Origin of the sequence: Afipia carboxidovorans OM5 (genome assembly GCF_000218565.1) — a bacterium.
Lineage (GTDB): Bacteria > Pseudomonadota > Alphaproteobacteria > Rhizobiales > Xanthobacteraceae > Afipia > Afipia carboxidovorans.
On sequence record NC_015684.1, the window covers coordinates 1296958 to 1315736 of the forward strand.

Below are 18779 nucleotides of genomic sequence, written 5' to 3' on the forward strand. Positions count from 1 at the left end.
TCTGTCGTCTTTACTCGGCGGGCGACACGATCTGCCCGTTGTTCCCGTCAGCCTTCGGCATCGGCGTGCGGGACGTCTTACGCATATCTTTCCGCAGATGCTTGGTGCTGTAGCCGTTGAACAGGTGACCGATCAGACCGCGGTCGAGATCCGAGGTGCCGAGCAGCCAGTCCATGATCGGGAACGTCAGGTTCATGTTGAGCTCCATCATGATCGACTGATCGTGGTGGGCCGTGTGGTGGCGCCGGATTGTGTTGATGAACGGCGTGTTGCGCATGAACCAGTTGTCGCCGACGTGGCAGCAGAAGTGCATGAACTCATAGACGAGGTAGGTCGCCGTCGTCGTGGTGATCAAGAGCCAGCCGACGTTCGGCGAAATCAGCCAGCCGAGCACGAGCGACGGCGGGATCGACATCAGCGTGAAGGTCACGAGCGCGTAGGGCGGGAAGAACGTCACGCGCCAGTCGTGATGATCGGCGAACCGCATCTCCTTCTCGGTGAAGAACTGATGATGCATCAGCGTGTGGCGATTGTAGATCGCGCGGAACGCCTTGATCTTGGAGGGGCGATGCATGACGACGGCATGGATCCACCACTCGAAGAAGTTCGCAAACAGGAAGGTCACCGGGACGATGAGCCATTCCCACCAGGCGACGTTGTGAATGTTGCCGATATAAACCGACAGTGCCGCGGCGCCGATGATCGAGATGACGGCGACGTGCAGCCAGCCATTATACCAACCGGCGATCCGATCACGATAGGTCGCACGATACTTGCGTTGTTTGTCCATCATCGGACTGGAAGTGAGTTCCACCATTCTGTCCTCCCATTGAATGAATAGTCTGACCGACCCGTAACAGGATCGCGCTGGATTCTGATATATCAGCCATCTATTACGCAGACAATAGCAGTTCACGCGAGTCGCGAAAATTTTAGATCTATATCAAAAACTGCTTGCTATAATGCCCGTGATATATTTATGGTATGGCAACAACGTATGCCTACAACATAACGTTCCTAATTAAAACAATGATATGGGAGGGGCCTATGAAACTAACCCGTCGTTCCTTTGGAAAACTTGCCGGCTCGGGTCTTGCGGCTGCGACAATTCCTGCAGTCTTCAGCCCGGCGATCGCCCAGAGCGGACCGCTCAAGATCGGTATTCTGGCGCCGCGCTCCGGCGTGGCCGGAACTGCCGGCGAGTGCGGCATTCGTGCCGTGCAGTGGGCGGCAGAGCGGATGAACAAGGCGGGCGGCATCGCTGGCCGTCAGATCCAGCTCATTGTTGAGGAAGAAACCAACCCCAAGGATACGATCGAACGGTTCCGCCGCCTGATCCTTCAGGAGAAGGTCGAGAGCGTGCACGGTCTGATCTCGACCGGCGTCAGCCTCGGTGTTGCACCGGTGGCCGAAGAAGAGCGTTCGCTGTTCGTGATGTGGGACGGAACGACGCAGGACGGTGTCAAGGAAACGATGCCGGATCCGAAGTTCGTGTTCCGCTCAACCGATAACGAGTGTGAAGCCGTGATGGGTTCGCTTCTCGCGGTGAAGCACTTCAAAGGCAAGTTCAAGCGCGTCGCCGGCATCAACCCGGATTACTCGTATGGCCGCAACAACTGGGAAGCCTTCAAGCAGATTCTGACGCGCTTCGGCGTTCAGGCCGAGTTCGTCGCCGAGCAGTGGCCGAAGGTCGGCACGCTTGATCTGACCTCGCACGTTGCTGCGCTCAAGGCTGAAAAGCCAGACCTGATCTTCTCCTCGATGTTGTTCGCTGACTTGCCGGTGTTCATGAAGCAGGGCACCGCGGCCGGTCTGTTCGATGGCGTCAAGGTCGTGCTGCCGGCAGCCGGTTGGCAGCTCAACCAGCTCAAGAAGGAATTCATGCCTGACGGCGTGATCTTCGGACACAACACCCTTTACTTCGATTACGCCGACGGCTCCGCGCTGCAGAAGGCCTTCGTTGCGGACTATATGGATCGCTACAAGGAAGCTCCGCATTGGGAAGCCGATCGTGCCTACTTCGCGCTCGCCGCTTACAAGGCTGGTGTTGAGGCGGCGCAGAAGGCGGGTGGCAAGTGGCCGACGCCAGATGCCGTGGCGCAGGCCATTCCGGGTCTCGATGTCGAGAGCCTCGGCGGCAAGGGGCGCTTCCGCAAGGACAAGATTGCGGAGCAGGTGTTCTATCAGGGCCCCTCGACCAACAAGAACAAGTACGATTTCCCGACGCTGGCTTCGGTGGACGTGTTCCAGGCCGATCAGCTTCAGAAGCCGCCCGGAGTCGACTTCTGGGAGTGGATCAAGACTGGTAAGATGCCGGTCTGACCATGCAGGGGGTCGTCGACGTTATCCTCGGCGGGGCATTCCATGCCGCTGTCCTTTTTCTGGTAGCGGCTGGGCTCCAGCTCGTCTTCGGGGTTCAGAAGATCATCAACCTCGCCTGTGGCTCGTTTTACGCGCTTGGCGCGTATTTCGGGATCACGGCGGTTGGGATCGCAATGAGTCTGGGTCTGCCTGCAGCCTCCTTCTTTCCGGTGGTGATCGCGGCAGGCCTCCTGATTGGCCTGGTCGGTTTTCCGATCGAGCGCGTCCTGCGTGCAGTGTACCGGCGTGACGAGAGCTACCAGCTTCTCATCACGTTCGGCCTACTCTTGATGTTTCAGGACGTGTTCAGGTTTGTCTGGGGCGCCACGCCGCGCACTATGGACAATGCCTATCTGGTCTATGGTGTCGCGGACATTTTTGGTGTCCGCGTGCCGACCTACAATCTTCTGGTGATCGCAGCGAGCATCGGCATTGCCGTTGCGCTCGGCCTGTTCCTCCAGAAGACCCGGACTGGTCGTATCGTGCGTGCGACCGCCGAGAATCGCGACATGGCCGAAGGTCTTGGCGTCAACGTCTCGAAGATCTTCGCGCTGGTATTCACGGTCGGCTGCATGCTCGGCACTGTCGGTGGCGCGCTTGTGGTGCCCTCCAGCGCTGCGTCGCTGGAAATGGCCGTCGAACTCGTCGTCGAGGCGTTCGCCGTCGTTGTGATCGGTGGTCTCGGCAGCATGAGTGGTGCACTGGTTGGCGCTCTCATCGTCGGTCTGATGCGTGCGGCGTCGATCTCCATCATGCCTGAAATGGAGTTGCTGTCGGTCTATCTCGTCGTGGTCGCGGTCCTCATTCTCAAGCCTGCCGGATTGTTTGGAAAGGTGACAGCATGAGCCAGCAATCCATGGATGTATCTCTGCCACGCACGGAGCGACGAGCAATGCCGCGTATTTCCGGCCTGTGGGTTCTTGCGGCGTTGATTGCCGTCATGGCGGTGATGCCGTTCTTCGCATCATCCTACATGCTGCTGATGCTGCTGCCGTTCTTCGGTTACGCAATCGCGCTGCTCGGCTTCAACTTGCTGTTCGGTACGACCGGCCTGTTGTCGTTCGGCCATGCGCTGTTCCTCGGCGTCGGCGCCTATACGGCGTCGACGCTGACATCGAAGTTCGGTGTGCTGAGCTACGAGGCGATTCTCCTCGTCAGCATGCTGGTGTCCGCGCTGGTCGCGGTCATCGTGGGCGCGCTGTGCGTGCGCTACACCAAAATCTTCTTCGGCATGCTGACGCTTGCATTCGGTATGCTGTTCCACTCCTTCCTGTTCAAGTTCTATTCCGTCACTGGCGGCGATCAGGGCATGCGTGTGCTGCGTCCGCTGCTGCTCGGAATAGATTTCGGCGGGGGCAAGACCAGCTTCCTGATCGGTCCGTTCTATTATTATGTGCTGGCGCTGTTCGCAGTGCTTGGCGCGGTGATGTGGCGGATCACGGAATCGCCGTTCGGATTGCATCTCAAGGCGATCCGCGAGAACGCGAACAAAGCGGCCTATGTCGGTGTGCAGATCTTCCGCATGCGGCTTGCCGCCTTCGTAATCTCGGCGGTTTATGGCGGTGTCGGTGGCACTATTCTTGCCATCACCACCGGCCTTGCGGATCCCGAGCTCGCGTACTGGACGCACTCTGGCAACCTCGTTTTCATGGCGGTGCTTGGTGGCAGCGGGACGTTTGTAGGCCCAGTGATTGGTGCGCTCGCTTTCGTGACGCTGCAGGACATCGTGATGACCGTGACGCAGTACTGGCGCTTCGTGATGGGCGCGGTGCTGGTGCTCCTGGTGATCTTCCTGCCGCAGGGCATTTCCGGAGCATTCAAGATGCTGTTCTCCCGCCAGAGTGGAGGCAAGTGATGCAGCCTCAAGCGACTCCTGCAAAGAACGATACGCCTCTGTTTGAGACGGAGAGCGTGAGCAAGTTCTACGGCGCCTATCGTGCGCTGCATAACGTTTCGTTCCGCCTCAGCGATGGCGAGTTCATCTCGATCGTCGGCCCGAACGGGGCAGGCAAGACCACCATCGTCAACGTGGTGACAGGCCTCCTTAAGCCGACGACCGGCGAAGTGCGGTTTCTTGGCCGCGATATCGCAGGTGTCGGGCCAGTCGAACTGGGCCGCCGCGGCATGGCGCGGGCATTCCAGCTCGTCAACGTGTTTCCCGCACTTACGGTGCGTGAGACGCTTGGCGTCGCCATCGCGTCGCGCCTCAATCGCGTCTCCAATCCGTTCCGCTCGCTTCGGAAGGATACGGAGTTGCAGGCCGAAGCCGAGCGTGTGGCTGAAGTCCTCGGCCTGCGCTCGCGTCTCGATACCGTGACGTCGACGTTGTCACAGGGCGAGAAAAAGCTCCTCGATATCGCGAGTGCGTTTGCGCTCAATCCGCAGGTCATTTTGCTCGACGAGCCGACCAGCGGCGTCTCCACCGGCGACAAGCACGCCATCATGGAAGTGCTGGTGCGTGCGGCGAAGGAGGCGGGCGTGCGCGGCATCGTCCAGGTCGAGCACGATATGGATCTGGTGGCGCGTTACTCGCACCGGATCGTCGCATTGCAAGCCGGGCAGGTGCTGGCCGACATGCCGCCTGATCAATTCTTCTCCGATCCGGAAATGATCTCCGCTGTGGTCGGCACCCGGCCGCCGAACATGAAGAGGGCTTCGTGATGCTCAACCTCTCCAATGTGAAGGTAGATATCCAGGGCAGCCGCATTCTCAACGGCGTGACTCTTGAGGTCGGTGCGGGCGAACTCGTCTGCCTCGTCGGCCGCAACGGCGCGGGCAAGACCACGACTTTCCGCAGTATCATGGGTTATCGCCGCATCCGCTCCGGTGAGATCACCTTTGACGGACTCGACCTCACCAAGATGCCGACCTGGAAGATCGCGCAGAGCGGCATTGGCTTCTCGCCGGAAGAGTCGGAGGTCTATGCCGACCTTACGGTTGCGGAGAATGTCGAACTCTCGACCTGGACGCGGCCGACCGGACGCGATGCCAAGACGCGCATCGAGGAAGCCTACAATGTGTTTCCAAAACTCCGGCAGTATCTCGCCCGCGGCGGTGCGGAGCTCTCCGGTGGCGAACGCAAGATGGTGTCGATCGCCCGCGCCTTGACGCTCGACCCGAAACTTCTGCTGCTCGATGAGCCGTTCGAGGGACTGTCGCCCGCAATCATTCCGTTGATCGCCGAAGGCGTCGCTTCGATCCGCGCCATGGGCAAGGGCGTTCTGATGGCGGAATCCAACGTCCACCACATCCCCGAATATGTCGACAGGCTCTACGTGCTGGAGCGCGGCGAACTGATGTTCACCGGCACGCTCGCGGAAGCGCATCGTGATCGCGACGTGATGCGGGTGATCGCCGGCGAAGTCGAGATGGCGTCGTAGTTGCTGCGCTGGAATTATTGAAACGTAAGAGGACAATAAAAATGAAACATTATGTCGGCGACAGAACGATTGACGGAGTTCAGGTCAGCGTCGACGGCGTTCCGCTGTCGCCGCGGACTGACGTCATGCAATATAGCGATAACGGCATTGAATGGGGCTACGAGGGCGAGTCGCCGCTCCAGCTCGCATTTGCGTTGTTGATGGATCATCTTGGCGATGCGGAAGCCGCCAAGGCGTCGTCCAGCGCGTTCATGAAGAGTGTTGTCGCCAACTTCGGCAACGAATGGGAGATGACCTCGGACGACATCGCCCAGGCGCTGGCCATTCTCAAGGGCGGTAAGGCCGTCGCCTGATGCCGCTGACCTATCGTGCGGCGGTTCTGCACGCCGCCAAAACGCCGATGACGATCGAGCCCGTGACGGCAACGCCGCTCAAGCCGGCCGATGTTGTCGTCAGGATACGGGCTGCCGGGCTCTGTCACACCGATCTTGAAGTGATCGAAGGCGGATTGCGCTTTCCGATGCCGATCGTGCTCGGGCACGAGGCGGCCGGCGTCGTCGAAGAGGTCGGGCCGGAGGCGCGCGGTGTCCGCAAGGGTGACCATGTCGTGCTGTCGTGGAATCCGCATTGCGGCCATTGCTTTTATTGCGATCGCGACGCGCCAATCCTGTGCGAGACCTATCTCGGCGAAGGCGCCAAGGCGCGGGGCTTTGACGGTGACAGCCGGGCGACGCTCGGTGATGGCCGCAGTTTGCAGCATCTGATGTATCTCGGTGCGTTCGGCGAGTATTGCATCGTGCCGGACCAGCAAGCGATCGTGGTGCCAAAGGACATCCCGTTTGATCGCGCCTGCCTGATCGGCTGTGGCGTGATGACCGGTGTCGGTGCGGCGCTCAATCTGAATGCCATCGCCTATGGTGACACCGTGATGGTGATCGGCTGTGGTGCGGTTGGCCTTGCGGCGGTGCAGGGCGCGCGGTTGGCGGGCGCAGGCGCCGTGGTGGCGGTGGATCTCGATCCGGCCAAGCTCGCGCTGGCGAAGAGGCTCGGCGCCACCCACGGCATCAATGCCAAGGAGCAGGACGTGGTGGCGGCGGCTCGCGATCTCACCAATGGCCGTGGCGTCGACGTGGTGATCGAGTCGGCGGGAAGCCCTGCGGCGTTTCGGACGACGATGGAAGCCGTGCGGCCTGGCGGCCAGGTGATCTGGCTCGGCAAGGTCGATGTACAGCAGGATGTCTCGTTCCGCTGGGGCTCGCTGATGCAGGAAAAGCGCATCCGCCGCGTGAGCTATGGCAATGCCCGCCCGTTGCGTGATTTTCCGCTGCTGGCGCAGGCCTATCTCGACGGCAAGCTCGATCTCGACTCGTTGATCTCGCGCCGTATCTCGCTTGAGGATATCAACGCCGGCTTTGAAGCGCTGAAGCGGGGCGAGACGATCCGCAGCATTGTGATGTTCGACTAAGACGAGCGGGTAAACCTCTGGCGGCGGCCGCCGCCAGAGGCTCTCCCTGCATCAGGTATCGAGCGTCTTGCGTGCGAAATCCTCGATATAGTCGATCAGGCGGTCGGAGGCGTCGGCTGCGCCCTTCGGGTCACGGTCCGCAATCGCCTTGGCGACCTTGGCATGGAGCGTCGCCGCCAACGGCAGGTCGGCAACCCGCTGATAGTGCTGATACCAGAACCGGCGGGAGGTTGCGCTCATCAGACCGATCGAGCGGCGGGCAAATTCGTTATGCGCGGCATTGGCGATGAGGCCGTTGAAGCGCTGATCGAGCCGCATGAACTCGATGTCGTCGGCGCTCTTGGCGGCTTTCACCATGTTCTTGGCGAGCTCGGCGAACTCCTTCCGCTCCTCGTCATTCGCCCGTTCGGCGGCGAGGCGGGCCATCAGCCGTTCGATCTCGCGGCGAACCTCGAGCAGGCGGAGCTGTTTCTGCAGGTTGATTTCGGAGACCATGATGCCGCGTCTCGGGATAATCACGACGAGGCCATCGTGGGCGAGGCGCTGCAGGGCCTCGCGGGTCGGCGTGCGCCCGATCTTCAGGCGCTGCATCAGCGTGCGTTCCGACAACACCGTGCCGGGGGGAATTTGCAGAGTAACAATGATTTCTTCGAGCTCGCTATAGGCGAGGTCTGTCAGGGTCGCGTGGTTAGCCCTCGCTGCAGAGGTGCGCCGCTTTGAAGTTTTTTTTTTGATTTCAAAATTCGTCTCTTTTCTGGCCAGCGACAGCTCGCCGCAGGCTGAGATGTTCGCATCGTCTCGAAAATCGGTCGTAAAAAACAGCGTCTCAGTCTATATCAGGGAACGATATATCCAGAGCGGTTAGTTTAAACGATTCTCTTTATGATCGACCCTACATTGCTTGTATATCACTGACAAGAGGGTTGTATATCAATGACGTAACGGGTGCGGTTAGCGTGCCGGGCCTGATGCGTGGGAGATCAGTTTGACCAGATCCGAGGTGATGCCGCCGTCCGGTTTGGCGAGTTCGTCGAGGATCGAATAATGATGATGCCCCTGTAAAACGCGCATTTTCACATCGAGATTCTGCTTTTCTGCTGCCGCGGCGTACTCGCGGGACTGCCGTTGCAATTCCGGCAGCTCGCTGCCGCCGACCACCAGACGTTGCGGCGGCAGCCCCGTCCGCAGGTGGTGCAGAGGGCTTAGTGTTTGGATATCTTCTAATGTCAATTGCAGCGGCTCGTTGAGATAGTTCAGCGACAGCGGCTCCAGATCGAAGACCCCACTGATCGGGAGCGCACCGCGCACCGCGGGATGATCGCAGGTCATCGCCGTGAGATGACCGCCGGCCGACCAGCCGCCAACGAAAATCCGTTCGCGATCGTATCCGAGGTCGTCCACCCGCGTCGTGAGATATGTGAGGCATTGCCGGATCTCGTCGACGATCTTCGGCAGGCGCGCCTGCGGTGCCAGCGTGTAACCGATCGAGACGAAATCGATGCCGTGCGCGTTCGGTCCCGTGGCCAAAAAGGAAAACAGGTCACGGGAATTGCGCACCCAGTACCCGCCGTGGATAAAGGCAAACAGCGGCGCCTTCGCAGCCCCGGCTGGGAAGTAGTCGAACTTCGTGCGCTCGCCGTCCGCATAGGGAATATCCAGAAGTACCCCAGGCTTCTGCTGTGCCTGCGCGCTGCGCTCGCGCCATGACTCCGTCCATGCGGCGCTGTCGCTGACAGCCGCACCGTTATTATAGGCAGCGTCGAGTTCAGCGCGGTTCATGCCGCGATAGAGGACGGGGGAGGCAGATGACGTCATGGTTGGATGTCCGTAAGCGATAGAGATGAAGCACTTTGCCGGCTCGAATGACGCGGCACAAGCATCGCGTCTACTCGCGGTTGTGGGCAGTGATCAAGGTTCCAGCAGGGCCATATTATTCCGAGAATGTCTCGATCAGCTTGACGAGCTTGCCGATAACTCTCCGGTCCGACGGACGGTGGTGGACGACATAAGGCGCCCCCCGAAAATGAATGTTCGGCAGGACAGGGCGAAAGCCCGCGGAGGATGAGCCCGGTCCGCTGTTGAAGATGTTGCGAGGCGCGACGATGGTGCCGATGCCGTCGCGGACGCAATGCATCGCGATAAACAGGTGGTCGAACACATGCCGGAAGCGGATGTGCTCTCCGCGCAAGCCGGCTTCGCTCAGCCAGCCGGGCCAATCCGTCGGCCGTGTCACCGAGCCCACGATCTGTTGCCGCAGGACGTCCCGGGCCTTTGAGATTTTGGCAGACCGCACGAACGATGGCGCTGCGAGCAGGCAGAGATCTTCGTAGAACAGAATGAATTTGTCGTAGCTCTGCAATCTGCGGTCGAAGCCGGGTCCGCGCGTAATGACGATATCGCTCAACGGTCCATCGTGAATTTCATTCGTCATGCGCGTGGTGAGAGAAATTTCCGTCTCCGGAATACGCGCTTCGAACTCCTTCAGCTTGGGAAGGATCCAGTACATCGCAAACGTCGTCGGCGCTTCAATCGTTACGATGTGTCGCTGTCCGGTGCCGGCGACTTCCGTGCAGGCGCCGATCATTTCGGTGAGAGAATTTCCGATCTTTGATGCGAGCAGTTCGCCTGTCGGCGTCAGGACAAGCTGGCGCCCCTGACGGGTAAACAGGTCGCGCCCAATCCATTGCTCGAGCTTGCCGATCTGGCGGCTGATGGCGCCGTGGGTCACGCCCAGTTCCTGTGCGGCGTTACCGAGATTTTTCCACTGCGCAGCGATGGCGAATGCACGCAGGGCGGAGAGGGGCAATTCGCGCGTTTTCATCGTTGAGTTTTCCGCACATGATTGTGAGATATTATCGATTTTTATTCGTACGAAAATTCATAGTGTTTGACTAGCGAATTAATCGAGGACGCGATGATGGCAACGGTAGCACAAAACAAAACGGTTGAAGTGAACGGGCGGGTTTATCGTGCACCGCGCCAGCCAACCGCAGTGATTTGTTTCGACGGCTGCGACCCTCGCTACATTTCGCATGGCCTGTCCGCCGGCCTTTTCCCGAACATCTCGAAGGTGATTTCGCAGGGCTTCTATACGATCGCCGACGCGGCGATGCCGACGTTCACCAATCCAAACAACATGTCGATCGTCGCCGGCGCGCCGCCGATCGTGCACGGCATTTCCGGCAACTACTATCTGGATAAGAAGACCGGAAAAGAAGTGATGATCACCGACGCCTCGCTGGTGTCGTCTGGCACGGTGCTCGCCGGGCTTGCCGATGCGGGCGTCCGGGTGGCTGCAATTACCGCCAAGGACAAGCTGCGCAAGATGCTGGGCAGCGGCCTCAAGGGCATTTGCTTCTCGTCCGAGAAAGCCAATGAAGCGACGCTTGCGGAAAACGGCATTGAGAACGTTGAAGCGCTCGTCGGCCGCAAGACGCCGGGCATGTACAGCCCCGATTTGTCGCTGTTCGTGCTCGATGCCGGTATCAAGCTGCTGGAGCAGAAGAAGGCCGACCTGTTCTATCTGTCGCTGTCGGACATGGTGCAGCACAGCGCGGGGCCCGGAGAGGAACTTGCGGACCAGTTCAATCGCGACGTCGACCAGCGCGTTGGCCGCCTGATGGAGCTTGGTGCGGTCGTCGGCATTGTTGCCGATCACGGCATGACCGACAAATGCACGCCGGACGGCGAGCCGCAGGTGGTGTTCCTGGAGAAGATGCTGAACGAACAGTTCGGCCCGGGATCGGTGCGGGTGATCTGCCCGATTACCGATCCATTCGTCAAACATCACGGTGCGCTCGGATCGTTCGTGCGTGTCTACGCCACCGGCAAGACTTCGCCTGAAACTCTGATGGATGCGGCTGCGCGTATTCCGGGCGTAGCGCTGGTGCTTGACGGCAAGAGTGCGTCGGAACGTTACGAAATGCCGATCGAAAGGGAAGGCGACTTCATCGCGATCGGAGACACCTATACGGCGATCGGTTCGCGTCCGGATGAGCATGACCTGAGCGGGCTGAACGGCCACAAGCTCCGCTCGCATGGCGGGCTATCCGAACAGCCTGTGCCCTTTATGGTGTCGAAGCCGCTGAACAAAGAATATCAGGCCATCGTTGCAGCGCGTCGGCTGCGCAACTTCGACATCTTTGACTTTGCCTTGAACGGACCAGCTTAGAGTCTGGCTGTCACACTAAAAATATAAATACAGGATAGGGAGAGAGAGTCATGAAGCGCCGCGAATTTCTGATCGGAACTTGCCTTGCTCCGGTTGTCTTTTCCGTGCCTGCAGCGTTTGCGCAGGAGAAAAAGAAACTGTCCGTACTGACGTCGCTGCCGAAAGAATTGTCGGCGGCGTACAAGCAGGGATTCGAAAAACTCTATCCTGATGTTGTCGTCGAGGTGCAGCAGCGTGGAACGCAGGCTGCTGTAACCTTCCTGCGCGAGACCAAGGCGAACAATACCTCGGATATCATGTGGGCGTCGGCGCCCGACGCTTTCGAGGTGCTAAAGAAGGACAATCTCCTGGAGAAGTTCTCTCCGAAGGAGTCGGGAGTCCCTGCCAAGATCGGCGATTATCCGATCAACGATCCCGAGGGTTACTATGCAGGCTTTGCGCTCTCCGGCGGCGCGATCATGTGGAATTCGCGCTACCTCAAGGCCAAGAAGCTTCCTGTCCCGAAGACCTGGGACGATCTGACCAAGCCCGAACTGTTCGATCAGACCGGCATTGCGATGCCGTCGCGGTCGGGTTCGACGCATCTCACGCTCGAAACCATTCTACAGGCACGCGGCTGGAACGGCGGCTGGGCTCTGGTGAAGGCCATGTGCGGCAACATGCGCCAGATCACGGAGCGCTCGTTCGGCGTGCCGGACGCCGTGAGTTCGGGGCAGTTTGGCTACGGTATCGTGTTCGACTATCAGGCGCTGGCGGCCCATGGCTCCGGCTTCCCGGTCGAATTTGCTTATCCGCCGGATACCACCATCGTGCCCTCCAACATCGGCGTGGTGAAGAACGGGCCGAACAAGGAGATGGCGCAGAAGTTCATCGAATATATGCTGTCGGAGGAAGGGCAGGCGCTCCTGTTCAATCCGAAGATCGGCCGTCTGCCGGTACTCCCCGCCGCCTACAAGAAAGCACCGGAAGGGGTTCCGAATCCGTTCGAGATCAAATGGGGCCCGGGTGGCGGATTCAAGTTCGACGTCCTCAAGTCCGAGACGCGCTACGCCGTGGTCGACTCCATGTTCGATCAGACGATCACCTTCCAGCTCGATGCGCTGAAGGCCGCAACCAAGGCCATTCACGACGCCGATGCGAAGCTCGCGAAGAAGAGCAACGCGACGGCGGCCGATCTCCTCAAGCAGGCGCGGGAGGCGATTGCAGCCAGCCCGTTCGATGAGAACCAGGCTGTGTCCAAGGAGTACATCGAGGCGTTCGCCGGAGCTTCCGGAAAGAAGGGGGCACCGAAGGGAGCAAGACAGTCGGAGCTTGAGCAGCAGTGGTCGACATTTGCACGCGATCATTATGCGAAGGCTCTGGAGCTTGCGAAAAAGGCCGATCAGGCGATCGGCTAGCCTGCACCAGCTTCGAAACCGCCGCGTAACATAAAGCGACGAGGGGAAGCCGTGTCTTCGGTGGCAAAAGCGGACGTTATTTCTGTATCAGTGGAAAGCGCGCCGCCGGCGCGAACGAATTGGTCGTTGCATGCTGTAACGGCCTTTTTGTTCCTGTTTCTTGCGGTGTTCTTTCTGGTGCCGCTTCTCAGCGTCATCACGACCGCCTTTATGCAGAAGGGCACAAACACCTTCACACTGGTGAACTTCTACGATTTCTTCCAGAACGATCTGTTCCGGCGGTCATTGTGGAATTCGATCTATGCGTCATTCATGGCGGTGGTGTGGGCAAGCGCATTTGCAATCCCGCTCGCCTACATCACCACCAGGTTTGAGTTCAAGGGCGCTGTCCTGATTCAGACGCTCGGCGTTCTGCCCCTGATTATGCCGCCGTTCGCCGGCGCGATTGCCATGCAGTTGCTGTTCGGGCGCACCGGCACGGTCAATCTGTTGCTGGATGATTGGTTCGGTTTCACGCTGCCATTCATGGAGGGGCTGAACGGCGTCATTCTCGTGCAGTCCGTTCACTACTTCCCGTTCATTCTGCTGAATCTTGTCGCGAGCTTGCGCAACATCGATCGCTCGATGGAAGAGGCGGCGCAGAATCTCGGCTGCCGCGGTCTCCGCCTGTTCCGGCGGATCATCTTCCCGCTGGCAATGCCGGGTTACATCGCGGGCGCCGCGCTTGTCTTCATCAAGGTGTTCGATGATCTTGCAACGCCGCTCCTGCTCAACGTGCAGGACATGCTGGCACCGCAGGCCTATCTGCGCATCACCTCGATGGGCATCGCTGACCCGATGGGTTACGTCATCTCCGTCGTGCTGATTGCCTTCTCGGTGTTTTCACTTTGGGCTTCGACGCTGGTGACGAAGGGCAAGGACTATTCCACCGTTCAACGTGGCGGCGGTGGCCTGTCGAAGCGGCGGATGAACAAGGTCGACACCATTGTCGCTTACGGGATCATCTTCGCAATCCTTGCTATCGTGCTTGCGCCGCATGTTGGCCTGCTGCTGCTGTCGTTCGCGACCGTCTGGTCGTTCGCGCCGCTGCCGGATGGCTACACGCTGTCGCACTATAAGGTGATTTTCGACGAGTCTTCGCAGCTCGTCACCAACACGCTGTTGTATGCGACCATCGCCGGAGTGATCGGTGTGTCGCTCGGTACCGCGATTGCCTACCTGTCGCAGCGCACCAAGGCGATCGGTCGCCACGCGCTCGACTATATCGCCACGGCGCCGCTCGCCGTGCCCGGCGTCGTTCTCGGCATCGGCTATCTGCGCACGTTCTACGACATCCAGCTTCCGGATGGCACGTCGCTTGCTGCGTTCTGGATCATGCTCGGAATCGCGCTCGGCATCCGCCGCCTGCCTTATGCAATGCGGGCCTGTTCGGCCGGCCTGCAGCAGGTCTCTGTCTCGCTCGAGGAGGCAGCCGAGAATGTCGGTGTCGCCAAGCCGAAGACGATCCGCCGCATTGTCGTTCCGCTGATGGCGGGCGGCATTGTCGCCGGGTTCGTCACGAGCTTTGCCACGGCGGCGGTCGAACTGTCGGCGACGATGATGCTGGTGCAATCGACCGACAACGCACCGCTGTCTTATGGGTTGTATGTCTTCATGCAGTCTCCGGCGGGTCGCGGTCCGGGCGCTGCGCTTGGCGTGATCGCGGTCATCATCGTCGGCGTGTGCGCCTATCTCAGCCACGTTTATCTCGAGCGTCGCAACAGCTCGCAGTCGCACTAACAGCGACGTTATCGATCAGGGAGCGCAACATGGCCGAATCGTCTCTGGATGCTTTGAAGCGCGAGGCTGCCGAGATTTCGATCAGCAATGTGAATGTGTCGTACGGCGCATATCACGCGCTGAAGAACGTGAATCTGGAAATCAAGCCGGGCGAGTTCTTCGCTTTCCTTGGCCCGTCCGGCTGCGGCAAGACCACACTTCTGCGCCTGATTGCGGGCTTCAACACCGCGCAGACCGGCAGCGTGGTGATCGGCGGGCGCAATGTGCTGACGCTGCCACCATGGCGGCGCGATGTCGGCATGGTGTTTCAGTCCTATGCGCTGTGGCCGCATATGACGGTCTGGAAGAACGTCACGTTCGGCTTGGAGGAGCGTCGGCTCTCGGCGCAGGAGCGCAATCAGCGCGCGGAGGATGCGCTGAAGCTGGTCGGCCTCGAAAAGCTGGCGGACCGCAAGCCGTCGCAGCTCTCCGGCGGCCAACAGCAGCGTGTGGCGCTGGCCCGCACCATTGCCGTCAGACCAACCGTGCTTCTGCTCGATGAGCCGTTGTCGAACCTCGATGCAAGCCTGCGCGTTCAGGTGCGGCGCGAAATTCTCGCGATGCAGCGCCGGCTCGGGCTGACGACAATTTTCGTCACGCATGATCAGGAAGAAGCGAATACGGTCTGCGATCGCATCGCGGTGATGAGCGAAGGCATGGTGCAGCAGGTCGGCACGCCGATGGAGCTCTACGACAATCCCGCCAATCTGTTCGTCGGCCGCTTTCTCGGGACGGCGAATACGGTGAGCGGCGAAATCCGCGCCAATGGCTCGGAGAGGGTGTTTCAGGCCGTGGGAGGAGAGGTTCTGCCGGCGCCGGCTAATGAGGAGCCGGGTCCTGCAAAGCTGTTCTTCCGTCCGCAGAATGCGAGCCTCGTCACAAAGAGCGAAGTCGCCTCTGGCTCCGATTTGAGATTGTCGGCCCGCATCTCAGGCCGGGAGTTTTTAGGATCGACGATCCGTTATGCCCTGAAGACTGGTGGCGAGGACATCTTCATCGACGTGCCCCATATCGGTAAGCGTAACGGCTTTTCGGAAGATGACGTCGTGGGGGTTCAGATCTCTCCTTCCGACGCGAGCATCTTCAGGTAGCGGCAGCGCGAGCTGCTGCATACGAACAGAAACGGCGCAGGCATTATCAGGCGCGCTGGTTGTCGCCGTAATCGCTGGAGCGACAGGCAATTTCTCTCACTCCGCTGATTTTTCAGAACAATTTCGCGCGCATAATCCGCCTTCGCGGTTGAAACCGCGGCGCGGTGCCTATAGACAGCGCGAGGCTCGGATCGTGCGGACCAAGGCCGCGAGATCATGCTGAAACTCCCGGCTCGGGAGGCTCTCAAGGCTGTTGGGGCGTCGCCAAGTGGTAAGGCAGGGGATTTTGATTCCCCCATGCGGAGGTTCGAATCCTCCCGCCCCAGCCAATTGATTTTACTTGGCTATTTGGAAATTTTCACAGTCTCATTCTGAAACTGTTTCCTTGCCCATTCTGAACGGATGTTGCCAAAGCGTTCACCAGCCGGTGCGCGTGACGCTTTCTGGGCGCTGACAAAGCCCGCGCGATGTTGCGTTGGGCGTGTCCCCCGTGGCTCTGCTGGATCTTGTGCGCTGATAACGCGCGCCCTGGCCGTCCATCAGCTCTGAAAGCTTCAGCTTCTTCCTCATTCGCTGCGCGATAGGCTGCAGCTATACGGGCATCTTCGCCCCGGTAGGCCTTCGCGACATCAACTGGACAAACTTGCGACCGGGCTGCAGGTCTATGCTGGCTATACCCACACTCACGCGCGCACGGCCGGTGGATCGTTGGTCTATTCGTACATCCAGACCACGGCACCGGAAAACGTCTTGCCGGGCTTGCTGCGCGGCCCGGATTTTCCTCGATCAATGCTGTGCGAAACGGCCGGATTCACGGCATGTTTCACAACCTGATGTCGACGCCGCTGAATATCGTCGCCACGGAAGCGCTGGCAAAATGGATTCATCCGTCGCTGTTTGGTGATCTTGATCCGGCGCAAACCATCGATGAGATCAATAGGAGATTTCTCTCCGTCCCCTTGAAGGGTATCTATCTGGTCGATCTGAAGTGATGTGGGGCGCACTCTCTGGGGCTTTGAGCAAGAGAAAGTTTTGACGGACAACCTGACCGGCCCATCTTTGAATATTTCTCCGCAGGGAGCATCCGTTGCGGCGCGCTACGATGCTTTCGTGCGAAAGCGCATCGCCATCTGCGTTGCTTTGTTTGTCATCGCGGTGGCGGGATTTCTGCTCGACCTCGTGATCGGCCCCTCCGACCTTGGTGTGCATCAGGTATGGGCTGCGCTGATAGACTCCGGACAGGCCTCTCAAGCGGCGACGTCCATCGTCTGGCAGGTGAGGCTGCCGCAAGCCTGCCTTGCCACGCTCGTGGGTGTTGCGCTGTCTCTGGCCGGCGCCGAGATGCAGACCATCCTGAACAATCCGCTGGCGAGTCCGTTCACGCTGGGTGTGTCGTCTGCGGCGGCTTTCGGTGCAGCTCTTGCCATCATCATCGGTGCAGGATTGCCGGGCATCTCCCAAGTCTGGATCGTGCCGGCCAATGCTTTCATTTTCGCAACGATCTCGGTCATGCTCCTGCAGGCGATCGCGCGCGTTCGCGGCTCCGGGATCGATACGCTGGTGCTGTGCGGCATTGCGCTGTTCTTTACCTTCAATGCTCTGACTGCGTTGTTGCAGTTTGTGGCGAGCCAGCAGGCGCTGCAGCAACTGGTATTCTGGATCATGGGCAGCCTTGCCCGCGCGGATTGGCAGAAAGTTACGGTCCTTGCGCTTGTCGTCGCAGTCGTGACGCCGTTTTCCTTCGCTGCAAGCCGGCAACTGACGGCACTTCGACTCGGCGAAGATCGAGACAGAAGCGCTGGCGTCAATGTTACGCGCCTTCGCTTCATGTCGTTGCTGCGCGTCAGCCTGTGACGGCAGCGGCGATGGCCTTCGTGGGCACGATCGGATTTGTCGGCCTTGCTGGTCCGCATATCGCGCGTCTCCTACTCGGAGAGGACCACCGCTTTTTTCTTCCGGCGAGTGCGATGACTGGCGCCGCGATCATGGCGCTCGCGTCGATTGCCAGTAAAGCGATCCTGCCCGGCGTGCTGATTCCGATCGGAATCGTCACGGCACTGATCGGGCTTCCGGTGTTCTTCTCGCTGATCCTTCGTCCGCGGAGGCTCGCATGATGGCTCACGAGAGCGGGGACCTGCAGCTCGAGCATTTGTCGGTGAGCTATGGCAGCAAGCGGATTGTCCGCGATCTGACCTTGTCGTCGATCAAGGCGGGGCAGGTGACGGCTCTGGTCGGGCCGAATGGGGCCGGCAAGACAACATTGCTCCGCGCCATTGCAGGCTTGCTGCGGGCCAGCGGATCGGCGCTCGTTCACGGCAAGAACCTGCTGACCATGGGTTATGGCGAACGATCTGCGCTCGTATCGTACATGCCGCAGTCGGTTCCGGAGCGCGTGTCGTTGACCGTTCTGGAAAGCGTCATCGCAACGCTCCGTGCCACGCGCCGCCCCGGCATGATGGGCAACGCTCATGATCGTAACCGTGCGATCTCGGTGCTCGAGCAGCTCGACATTACGGATATCGCGCTGGATCCGCTCGATTGTCTTTCAGGCGGGCAGCGTCAGCTCTGCAGTCTGGCGCAGTCGCTGGTTTCCGATCCCTCGATCCTTTTGCTGGATGAACCGACCAGCGCTCTCGATCTGCGCCATCAGGCGACCGTTATGGGGGTTGTCCGTGAGCTCGCCGCGGCGGGAAAGATCGTCATCTGCGTGCTGCACGATCTTTCCCAAGCCGCACGTTGGGCAGACTCGATTGTCGTTCTCAATCACGGAGCGCTCTATCTGCATGGCGCGCCGGATGAGGCGGTTACGCCGCAGATGTTGAGCGAGGTCTATGCCGTGGAAGCGCGCGTGGAGTCGCTTCACGGTCATCTTCATGTCGTTGTGCAGGGGGCGATTTAAACGATGCAGTTTATGAAAGACCATGTTGCTACCTAGCAATGTTGGTTTGCCATCGTTTCTCCCGTGGAGGAGTGTCGTTCTAGCTTCAACGTCCGCTGAATAGACGGTAGCCAAGAGAGCAACCCGTTGGCGGCATTCCCTCCAACTGGCGCTTGAATATGCTGAATGGGTGCCTGTGGAAGGTGGCGTGACTTCCT

17 protein-coding genes, 1 tRNA gene and 1 pseudogene are annotated in these 18779 nt (G+C 59.8%); 15 read left to right on the top strand and 4 right to left on the bottom strand.

Going from position 1 to position 18779, the window contains the following annotated elements; all coding sequences use genetic code 11:
* Positions 1-10 precede the first annotated feature (10 nt).
* Positions 11-814 carry a sterol desaturase family protein gene (locus tag OCA5_RS06135; RefSeq protein ID WP_012563998.1) on the bottom strand — a complete coding sequence of 268 codons (804 nt, stop codon included), beginning with the start codon at positions 812-814 and terminating at the stop codon, positions 11-13.
* A gap of 233 nt (positions 815-1047) precedes the next feature.
* Here OCA5_RS06135 and OCA5_RS06140 point away from each other — a divergent pair, with 233 nt between their 5' ends.
* Genes OCA5_RS06140 through OCA5_RS06170 form a run of 7 tightly spaced genes read left to right on the top strand, consistent with a single transcriptional unit; the run spans position 1048 to position 7206 of the window.
* Positions 1048-2322 (top strand): ABC transporter substrate-binding protein, encoded by a 1275-nt coding sequence (locus OCA5_RS06140; protein WP_012563997.1) that lies wholly within the window; start codon positions 1048-1050, stop codon positions 2320-2322.
* 2 nt (positions 2323-2324) lie between these two features.
* Positions 2325-3206 carry a branched-chain amino acid ABC transporter permease gene (locus tag OCA5_RS06145; RefSeq protein WP_012563996.1) on the top strand — a complete coding sequence of 294 codons (882 nt, stop codon included), beginning with the start codon at positions 2325-2327 and terminating at the stop codon, positions 3204-3206.
* A complete protein-coding gene (locus tag OCA5_RS06150) occupies positions 3203-4216 on the top strand; it encodes a branched-chain amino acid ABC transporter permease (protein ID WP_013912955.1) in 1014 nt (337 codons plus the stop codon). The genes OCA5_RS06145 and OCA5_RS06150 overlap by 4 nt, the downstream gene beginning before the upstream one ends.
* Entirely contained in the window at positions 4216-5022 is an 807-nt protein-coding gene (locus OCA5_RS06155) for an ABC transporter ATP-binding protein (RefSeq protein ID WP_012563994.1), read from the top strand. The genes OCA5_RS06150 and OCA5_RS06155 overlap by 1 nt, the downstream gene beginning before the upstream one ends.
* Positions 5022-5741, top strand: coding sequence for an ABC transporter ATP-binding protein (locus tag OCA5_RS06160; protein WP_012563993.1), 720 nt, complete (start codon positions 5022-5024; stop codon positions 5739-5741). Before OCA5_RS06155 ends, OCA5_RS06160 begins: the two co-directional genes overlap by 1 nt.
* Before the next feature lie 41 nt (positions 5742-5782).
* Positions 5783-6094, top strand: a complete 312-nt coding sequence (locus tag OCA5_RS06165) for a DUF6166 domain-containing protein (protein WP_012563992.1) — start codon at positions 5783-5785, stop codon at positions 6092-6094.
* Positions 6094-7206 (top strand): Zn-dependent alcohol dehydrogenase, encoded by a 1113-nt coding sequence (locus OCA5_RS06170; protein ID WP_012563991.1) that lies wholly within the window; start codon positions 6094-6096, stop codon positions 7204-7206. The genes OCA5_RS06165 and OCA5_RS06170 overlap by 1 nt, the downstream gene beginning before the upstream one ends.
* A gap of 51 nt (positions 7207-7257) precedes the next feature.
* Here the strand turns inward: OCA5_RS06170 and OCA5_RS06175 are convergent, their stop codons facing one another.
* From OCA5_RS06175 to OCA5_RS06185, 3 genes are all read right to left on the bottom strand, one after another.
* The gene (locus OCA5_RS06175) at positions 7258-7941 is read right to left on the bottom strand and encodes a GntR family transcriptional regulator (protein WP_081463042.1); all 684 of its coding nucleotides are present in this window, start codon (positions 7939-7941) and stop codon (positions 7258-7260) included.
* 216 nt (positions 7942-8157) lie between these two features.
* Positions 8158-9021 (bottom strand): alpha/beta hydrolase, encoded by an 864-nt coding sequence (locus OCA5_RS06180; protein ID WP_012563988.1) that lies wholly within the window; start codon positions 9019-9021, stop codon positions 8158-8160.
* 115 nt (positions 9022-9136) lie between these two features.
* Positions 9137-10027, bottom strand: coding sequence for a LysR family transcriptional regulator (locus tag OCA5_RS06185; protein ID WP_012563987.1), 891 nt, complete (start codon positions 10025-10027; stop codon positions 9137-9139).
* A 93-nt stretch (positions 10028-10120) separates the two neighbouring features.
* On the opposite strand from OCA5_RS06185, the gene phnA reads away from it, so the two are divergent.
* The 8 genes and pseudogenes from phnA to OCA5_RS06225 all read left to right on the top strand — a co-directional run bounded on the left by phnA (position 10121) and on the right by OCA5_RS06225 (position 18582).
* The gene (phnA, locus tag OCA5_RS06190; RefSeq protein ID WP_012563986.1) at positions 10121-11377 is read left to right on the top strand and encodes a phosphonoacetate hydrolase; all 1257 of its coding nucleotides are present in this window, start codon (positions 10121-10123) and stop codon (positions 11375-11377) included.
* A 50-nt stretch (positions 11378-11427) separates the two neighbouring features.
* Entirely contained in the window at positions 11428-12774 is a 1347-nt protein-coding gene (locus OCA5_RS06195; protein ID WP_012563985.1) for an ABC transporter substrate-binding protein, read from the top strand.
* Positions 12775-12825: 51 nt separating this feature from the next.
* Positions 12826-14553 carry an ABC transporter permease gene (locus OCA5_RS06200; protein ID WP_012563984.1) on the top strand — a complete coding sequence of 576 codons (1728 nt, stop codon included), beginning with the start codon at positions 12826-12828 and terminating at the stop codon, positions 14551-14553.
* Between the two features lie 29 nt (positions 14554-14582).
* Positions 14583-15683: an ABC transporter ATP-binding protein gene (locus OCA5_RS06205; protein ID WP_012563983.1), complete on the top strand. Its 1101-nt coding sequence runs from the start codon at positions 14583-14585 to the stop codon at positions 15681-15683.
* Between the two features lie 254 nt (positions 15684-15937).
* Positions 15938-16012 (top strand) — tRNA-Gln (locus OCA5_RS06210).
* 489 nt (positions 16013-16501) lie between these two features.
* The gene (locus OCA5_RS06215) at positions 16502-16675 is read left to right on the top strand and encodes an ABC transporter substrate-binding protein (RefSeq protein WP_244396075.1); all 174 of its coding nucleotides are present in this window, start codon (positions 16502-16504) and stop codon (positions 16673-16675) included.
* Between the two features lie 211 nt (positions 16676-16886).
* Positions 16887-17797 (top strand): annotated as a pseudogene (locus OCA5_RS06220) (FecCD family ABC transporter permease).
* Positions 17794-18582, top strand: coding sequence for an ABC transporter ATP-binding protein (locus tag OCA5_RS06225; RefSeq protein ID WP_012563979.1), 789 nt, complete (start codon positions 17794-17796; stop codon positions 18580-18582). The pseudogene OCA5_RS06220 and the gene OCA5_RS06225 overlap by 4 nt, the downstream one beginning before the upstream one ends.
* The last annotated feature ends 197 nt before the right edge of the window (positions 18583-18779 follow it).

Coding starts and splice junctions, on each gene's coding strand:
- OCA5_RS06170 (WP_012563991.1), top strand. CDS start 6,094: ATGCCGCTGACCTATCGTGCGGCGGTTCTGCACGCCGCCAAAACGCCG.
- OCA5_RS06140 (WP_012563997.1), top strand. CDS start 1,048: ATGAAACTAACCCGTCGTTCCTTTGGAAAACTTGCCGGCTCGGGTCTT.
- OCA5_RS06225 (WP_012563979.1), top strand. CDS start 17,794: ATGATGGCTCACGAGAGCGGGGACCTGCAGCTCGAGCATTTGTCGGTG.
- OCA5_RS06145 (WP_012563996.1), top strand. CDS start 2,325: ATGCAGGGGGTCGTCGACGTTATCCTCGGCGGGGCATTCCATGCCGCT.
- OCA5_RS06155 (WP_012563994.1), top strand. CDS start 4,216: ATGCAGCCTCAAGCGACTCCTGCAAAGAACGATACGCCTCTGTTTGAG.
- phnA (WP_012563986.1), top strand. CDS start 10,121: ATGATGGCAACGGTAGCACAAAACAAAACGGTTGAAGTGAACGGGCGG.
- OCA5_RS06185 (WP_012563987.1), bottom strand. CDS start 10,027: ATGAAAACGCGCGAATTGCCCCTCTCCGCCCTGCGTGCATTCGCCATC.
- OCA5_RS06165 (WP_012563992.1), top strand. CDS start 5,783: ATGAAACATTATGTCGGCGACAGAACGATTGACGGAGTTCAGGTCAGC.
- OCA5_RS06160 (WP_012563993.1), top strand. CDS start 5,022: ATGCTCAACCTCTCCAATGTGAAGGTAGATATCCAGGGCAGCCGCATT.
- OCA5_RS06215 (WP_244396075.1), top strand. CDS start 16,502: ATGTTTCACAACCTGATGTCGACGCCGCTGAATATCGTCGCCACGGAA.
- OCA5_RS06180 (WP_012563988.1), bottom strand. CDS start 9,021: ATGACGTCATCTGCCTCCCCCGTCCTCTATCGCGGCATGAACCGCGCT.
- OCA5_RS06205 (WP_012563983.1), top strand. CDS start 14,583: ATGGCCGAATCGTCTCTGGATGCTTTGAAGCGCGAGGCTGCCGAGATT.
- OCA5_RS06195 (WP_012563985.1), top strand. CDS start 11,428: ATGAAGCGCCGCGAATTTCTGATCGGAACTTGCCTTGCTCCGGTTGTC.
- OCA5_RS06150 (WP_013912955.1), top strand. CDS start 3,203: ATGAGCCAGCAATCCATGGATGTATCTCTGCCACGCACGGAGCGACGA.